This is a genomic window from Mycobacterium sp., assembly GCF_032159565.1.
Classification (GTDB): Bacteria; Actinomycetota; Actinomycetes; order Mycobacteriales; family Mycobacteriaceae; genus Mycobacterium.
In genome coordinates this window covers 47,855-54,684 of sequence record NZ_JAVHWR010000189.1, presented here as the reverse complement: position 1 = coordinate 54,684, position 6,830 = coordinate 47,855, and the positions used below count along the sequence as shown (strand labels likewise).

Here is a 6,830-nt window from a genome sequence, read left to right as displayed (position 1 = left end):
CTCGAAATAGACCTTGAGCGCAAGACCACATTTGAGACATTGCCAACCTGCACCCGGCTGTCCGATTCGCCCAGGTCAAGCCGTCTCAAACCTCAGTCGCAGAATAGGTTGTCTCATTCCCGACGTTCACACCGCAGTGAGACCACGCCAAGAAGAGACGATCCAACGCGCGAACTCAGCGTGGCACGTATCGGCTGAGCATGCGGGGGCAGCCCGAAAGCGATGGATATGCGTAACGCCGAAACGTACGTTTGGGCGCAAAAGTGCGAGTAGCACGCACCATTTCGTCGATCTCGGCGCGTCTGAAGTACTACCGCAGCAGGGCCGCCGCGGCCACCGCTACAGGCTCGAAATCCGTTGTCCCCGAGTCGACGAGCTCGAACAGGCGCCGTTTCATGCGCGGATCCCAGAACCTACTGACGTGGTTGGCGACTTCGGCAACCGCCCGCTCGGTGGGCAGATAGCCGAAATGAACGACGATCTTGTTGATCAGCCTGATCTCGGCAGCATCGTGGAGCGACATGTCAGTCCACGAGCCCGGCGGCCAGCTCACGGTCTGCGGCCGCTTGGCCATTGAGATGCAAGACCGGGTGGGTGAGCGTGACTTGGACGGCCGTCACCTTGTACTCCGGGCAGTTCGTCGCCCAGTCGGAGTTCTCCGTCGTCACGACATTCGCTCCGGTGACCGGGTAGTGAAACGTGGTGTACACGACGCCGGCCGGCATCCGGTCGGATATCTGTGCACGTAGCGTCGTTTCGCCGACCCGACTGCCCAACGTCACCTCGTCGCCGTCGACGATGCCACGCACCTCGGCGTCGTGAGGATGGATCTCCAGCAGATCCTCCTGGTGCCAAGCGATGTTCGCCGTGCGCCGGGTCTGCGCTCCGACGTTGTACTGGCTCAGTATCCGGCCCGTCGTCAGAATAAGCGGGAAGCGCCGCGTGCTGCGCTCGTCGGTCGGCACGAACGGGGTCGGCACGAACCTGCCCAGACCCCTGGTGAACGACTCGACGTGCATGATCGGCGTACCGTCCGGCGCACCCTCGTTGCACGGCCACTGGATGCTGCCCACCTCGTCGAGCTTGTCAAACGAAACGCCCGCGAACGTCGGCGTGACAGAAGCGATCTCGTCCATGATCTGGCTGGGGTGGTCGTAGTGCATGGGATAGCCCATGGCCGTGGCGATCTGGCTGACGATGTCCCACTCGTGCTGGCCGCTCTTCGGCTTCATCACCGCACGGACGCGGTTGATCCGGCGTTCGGCGTTCGTGAACGTCCCGTCCTTCTCCAGGAACGACGCGCCCGGCAAAAACACGTGGGCGTATTTCGCCGTCTCGTTGAGGAACAGGTCCTGGACCACCACCAGCTCCATCGCACCCAGTGCGGCGAGAACATGCTTGACATTCGGGTCGGATTGCGCGATGTCTTCACCGTGGACGAACAGCCCACGGAATGTGCCGTCGATCGCCGCATCGAACATATTCGGGATGCGCAAACCCGGATCTGCTAAAAGCTTTGTACCCCAGAGGTTTTCGAACACGTGACGCACCGCGTCGTCCGACACGTGCCGGTATCCGGTCAGCTCGTGCGGGAAAGAACCCATGTCGCAGGCGCCCTGCACGTTGTTCTGGCCGCGCAGCGGGTTGACGCCGACACCGTCGCGGCCGATATTGCCGCACGCCATCGCCAGGTTCGCCATCCCCATGACCGTCGTCGAGCCCTGGCTGTGTTCGGTCACGCCCAGGCCGTAGTAGATGGCTCCGTTCGGCGCCATGGCGTACAACCGCGCGGCGGCGCGCAACTCCTCGGCGGGCACGCCGGTGATCGACTCGACCGCCTCGGGGCTGTGCTGGTCGCCGGAGATGAACCGGGCCCACTCGTCGAATCCCTCACACCGGGCCGCGACGAACGACTTGTCGGCGAGGCCCTCGGTCACCACCACGTGGGCCATGGCATTGACGACCGCCACGTTCGTTCCCGGCTTCAACTGGAGGTGGTGGTCGGCCTCGATGTGTGGCGAGCGCACCAGGTCGATGCGGCGCGGGTCGACCACGATGAGCCGGGCACCCTGGCGCAGGCGCTGTTTCATTCTTGACGCGAAGACCGGGTGCCCGTCGGTCGGGTTGGCCCCGATCACCACGATGACGTCGGCCTGCGCCACCGACCGGAAGTCCTGCGTACCTGCCGACTCGCCGAAGGTCTGCTTGAGCCCATATCCCGTGGGCGAGTGGCACACCCGGGCACATGTGTCCACGTTGTTGCTGCCGAACGCGGCGCGAACCATCTTCTGGACGACGTAGACCTCTTCGTTCGTGCACCGCGACGACGTGATCCCGCCGATCGCCCCCGCGCCGTGCCGGTGCTTGATGTCAAGCATCCGACGGGCGACGGTCCCGATCGCCTCGTCCCACTCGACCTCACGCCACGGGTCGGTGATCTTCTCGCGAACCATCGGTTTCAGCACCCGGTCCGGATGGGTCGCGTAGCCGAAGGCGAACCGTCCTTTCACGCACGAGTGCCCCTCGTTGGCGCCCCCGTCCTTGTGGGGCACCATGCGGACCAGTTCGTCGCCGCGCAACTCCGCCTTGAACGAGCAGCCGACGCCGCAGTAGGCGCACGTGGTGATCACCGACCGCGACGGCATCCCCAGCTGGATCACCGACTTCTCCTGCAGGGTGGCCGTCGGGCACGCCTGCACGCAGGCGCCGCACGAAACGCACTCCGAGTCCATGAACGACTCGCCAGCGCCCGCCGACACCTTCGATTCGAAGCCGCGGCCCTCGATGGTCAGCGCGAACGTGCCCTGGATCTCGTCACAGGCCCGCACGCAGCGCGAGCAGGCAATGCATTTGGACGGGTCGAAGTCGAAGTACGGGTTGCTGTCGTCGACCACGGCGTCCAGGTGGTTCTCCCCGTCGTAGCCGTACCTGACCTCACGCAGTCCGACCGCGCCCGCCATGTCCTGCAATTCGCAGTCACCGTTGGCCGAGCAGGTCAGACAATCCAGCGGATGGTCGGAGATGTAGAGCTCCATGACGCTCTCGCGGAGCTTGGCGACCTTCGGCGTCTGGGTCCGGACCACCATGCCGTCGGCCACCGGGGTCGTGCACGAGGCGGGAGTTCCACGGCGGCCGTCGATTTCGACGAGACAGAGCCGGCAGGACCCGAACGCTTCGAGGCTGTCGGTGGCGCACAACTTGGGCACATCGACACCGGCCAGCGCGGCCGCCCGCATGACGGACGTGCCTTCGGGGACGGCGACGCGCAGCCCGTCCACCTCGAGCGAAATAGACGCGGGACCGCCCTTCGCCGGGGTGCCGAAGTCGGGTTCCTTGAGCAGCGTCATGGTGTACCTTCCGTCCTCACGCTGATGGGCAGTTGCATGCCTGGCGAAATCGGTTCGCGGGCAAGGAAGTCGTCCGGAAACTCCGTGATCGCGCTGCGGACCGGCATCGGGGTGAGGCCGCCCATGGCGCACAACGAGCCATCGGTCATGACGTCGCAGAGGTCTTCGAGCAGGGCAAGGTTCTCGTCGGAATGTTCACCCGCCGTGATCCGGTCGATCACCTCGACGCCGCGCACCGAGCCCACCCGACACGGTGTGCACTTGCCGCACGACTCCGCGGCGCAGAACTCCATGGCGAATCTGGCCTGGGCCGCCATGTCGACGGTGTCGTCGAACACCACGATGCCGCCGTGGCCGACCATTGCACCGGCCGCGACGAACGCCTCGTAGTCCATCGGAAGGTCGAACTTGGACGTCGGCAGATACGCGCCGAGCGGACCACCGACCTGGACCGCACGCACCGGACGTCCGGAACGCGTGCCACCTCCGTAGCCGTCCACGAGCTCGCCCAGCGTCACCCCGAAGGCCAATTCCACGATGCCGCCGTGGCGGATGTTCCCGCCGAGCTGGAAGAGCTGGGTACCCCGCGACCGTCCCACGCCGAGTTCCTGATACGCCTGCGCACCGTCGGCAAGGATGGTCGGCACGCTGGCCAGCGTGAGCACGTTGTTCACCACCGTTGGCTTGCCGAACAGACCGTTGATGGCCGGGATCGGCGGCTTCGCGCGGACCATGCCGCGCTTGCCCTCGAGACTCTCCAGCATGGAGGTCTCCTCGCCGCAGATGTAGGCGCCGCCTCCCACCCGGACATGCAGGTCGAAGTTCAGCGACGAGCCGAGCACGTTGGCCCCGAGCCACCCTTGGCCCCTCGCGATTTCGATGGCCGAGCGCATCGCGGTCACCGCGTCGGGATACTCCGACCGGATGTAGATGTACCCCTCGCTCGCGCCTACGGCGTATGCCGCGACCGTCATGCCCTCGATGAGCATGAACGGGTCCCCCTCCATGACCATCCGGTCGGCGAACGTGCCGCTGTCACCTTCGTCGGCGTTGCAGCAGACGAACTTCAGTTCGTCGACGCATTCGAGGACGGTTTTCCATTTGATGCCGGCTGGGAAGCCGGCGCCGCCGCGTCCGCGCAGTCCGGAGTCGGTGACCTCGGAGACCACGTCGGCCGGGGACATCGCCAATGCCCGACGTAGACCGGCGATGCCACCGTGGTTCAGATAGTCGTTGGGGGACAACGGATCGGTGACACCCACCCTGGCGAACGTGACCCGGTCCTGCGTCGCCAGCCAGGGTAGATCCTCGACCACACCCACTCGCGATGGGTGCTCAACGCCATCGAACATGCCGGCGGCCACGAGGTTGTCGACGGCGCCGGGGGTGACGGGTCCGTAGCCGATGCGTCCGTCGGGCGTGACCACTTCGACCAGTGGTTCCAGCCACAGCATTCCGCGAGACCCGTTGCGGACCAACTCTATTGGCCGTCCTACCCGCGCAGCGGCGCGCAGCAGCGCGTCCGCGACCTCGTCCGCGCCGACCGATGTCGCGGCGGAATCCCTTGGCACGTAGACGGTCACCGGTGCCGCGCTCATTGCGAGATCGCCTTCTCGATAATCGATGACAGCCGATCCTCGTCCAGCCGGCCGTGTAGCCGGCCGTTCACCTGCGCGGCGGGCCCGAGCGCGCAGTTGCCCAGGCAGAAAACCTGTTCGGCGGTCAGCGATCCGTCCCGGCTCGTCTCCCCCAGCGACACGCCATAGCGATCCCGCAGGTGAGTGACCAGTAGTCCGGCGCCGACGGCCTGACACGCCTCGGCCCGGCAGACGCGGACCGTCGCCCGCCCGGCCGGCTCCGTACGGAAATCGTGGTAGAAGCTGACGACGCCGTGTACGTCGGCCCGAGAAAGGTTGAGCTCATCCGCCAACACGGCGATGGCCTCAGGCGGCACATGGCCCAGGGCCCCCTGAACCGCGTGCAGGATCGGCAGCAGGGCGCCGCGCTGCGTGCGAAGGCTGGCGGCGATGTCTCGGACCAGGGCTGCGACCGTGGTGTTGGCCTGCCCTGTTGTCGTGGGATTCATGGGCTTCCTCCGGCGGCAGGTGAACGGATGAGAAGTGGGTGGAACCGCCCCAGGATTGCGGCCCGGGACGGTTCCACTCGCACCGGCCGGTTAGACGACGACCTTGTTCTTGTGGAACTCGGCGATGGTGTCCGCGTCGTATCCCAGCTGGGCGAGAACCTCGTCGGTGTGCTCGCCGAGCAGTGGTGCGCCCTTGATCTCGGGCTTGAACGCGGAGAACTTGATCGGGCTGCCGACGGTCAGGAACGACCCGCGGCCCTTCTGATCAACCTCGACGACGCTGCCTGCCTCGCGCAGCGCCGGGTCGACGGCGAGTTCCTTCATGCTCATCACCGGCGCACACGGAACCTCCCACTCGCGCAGGATGTCGACCGCCTCGTACTTCGTCTTGTCGGCCAGCCACTTCTCGATCTCGGCGAAGATGTCGAAGATCTTGTCCTGGCGGGCAAGCGCGGTGCTGTAGCCCGGGTCCTCGGCCCATTCCGGCCTGCCGATGACCTCGGCCGTGCGCTTCCAGTTCTGCTCCTGGACAGTGAAGTAGATGTAGGCGTTGGGGTCATCCTCCCAGCCCTTGCACTTGAGCACCCAGCCCGGCTGGCCACCGCCGCCTGCGTTGCCGCCGCGGGGGACGGTGTCGCCGAACTCGCCGTTCGGGTACTGCGGGTACTCCTCAAGGTAGCCAACGGCTTCCAGCCGCTGCTGGTCGCGAAGCTTGACACGGCAGAGGTTCAGCACGGAGTCCTGCATCGAGGCCGAGACCTTCTGACCCTTTCCGGTCTTGTCGCGCGCGATCAGCGCGGTGAGGATACCGATCAGCAGATGCATGCCCGTGTTGCTGTCGCCGAGGGCCGCACCGCTTACGGTCGGCGGGCCGTCCCAGAAGCCGGTGGTCGACGCGGCGCCGCCGGCGCACTGCGCGACGTTCTCGTACACCTTGAGGTCATTCCACGGTGACGCATCGTTGAATCCCTTGACAGAGCCGAAGATCAACCGCGGATTCCACTCCTGCAGCTTGTCCCAGGACAGGCCCATCCGGTCCATGGCCCCTGGTGCGAAGTTCTCGACCAGCACATCGGCCCCGCGAATCAGCTTCTCCATCACCTCGAGTCCCTCGGGTGACTTCGTGTTGATCGCCAGCGAGCGCTTGTTGCTGTTGAGCATGGTGAAGTACAGGGCGTCGACATCGGGGATGTCCCGCAACTGACCCCGCGTCACGTCACCCCCGCCGGGGCGCTCGACCTTCAGCACGTCGGCTCCGAACCAGGCGAGCATCTGCGTGCACGCCGGGCCTGCCTGGACGCCGGTGAAGTCGATCACTTTGATGCCGGAGAGCGGTAATTCAGTCATGAGACGTTTCCTTTCCATGTTTTCGTCTTCGTGCTCTGTGCGGTCAGGCG

5 protein-coding genes are annotated in these 6,830 nt (G+C 65.7%); all 5 read right to left on the bottom strand.

Annotated elements, in window-relative coordinates; all coding sequences use genetic code 11:
• Window positions 1-310: 310 nt before the first annotated feature.
• Window positions 311-523 (bottom strand): formate dehydrogenase subunit delta, encoded by a 213-nt coding sequence (locus QOC76_RS25695; protein ID WP_526361751.1) that lies wholly within the window; start codon window positions 521-523, stop codon window positions 311-313.
• A gap of 1 nt (window position 524) precedes the next feature.
• The gene (fdhF, locus tag QOC76_RS25690) at window positions 525-3,347 is read right to left on the bottom strand and encodes a formate dehydrogenase subunit alpha (protein ID WP_526361749.1); all 2,823 of its coding nucleotides are present in this window, start codon (window positions 3,345-3,347) and stop codon (window positions 525-527) included.
• Window positions 3,344-4,945 carry a formate dehydrogenase beta subunit gene (locus QOC76_RS25685; RefSeq protein WP_526361747.1) on the bottom strand — a complete coding sequence of 534 codons (1,602 nt, stop codon included), beginning with the start codon at window positions 4,943-4,945 and terminating at the stop codon, window positions 3,344-3,346. Before QOC76_RS25685 ends, fdhF begins: the two co-directional genes overlap by 4 nt.
• A complete protein-coding gene (locus QOC76_RS25680) occupies window positions 4,942-5,433 on the bottom strand; it encodes a formate dehydrogenase subunit gamma (protein ID WP_526361745.1) in 492 nt (163 codons plus the stop codon). The genes QOC76_RS25685 and QOC76_RS25680 overlap by 4 nt, the downstream gene beginning before the upstream one ends.
• A 90-nt stretch (window positions 5,434-5,523) precedes the next feature.
• Window positions 5,524-6,780, bottom strand: a complete 1,257-nt coding sequence (frc, locus tag QOC76_RS25675; protein ID WP_526361743.1) for a formyl-CoA transferase — start codon at window positions 6,778-6,780, stop codon at window positions 5,524-5,526.
• Window positions 6,781-6,830: the final 50 nt, after the last annotated feature.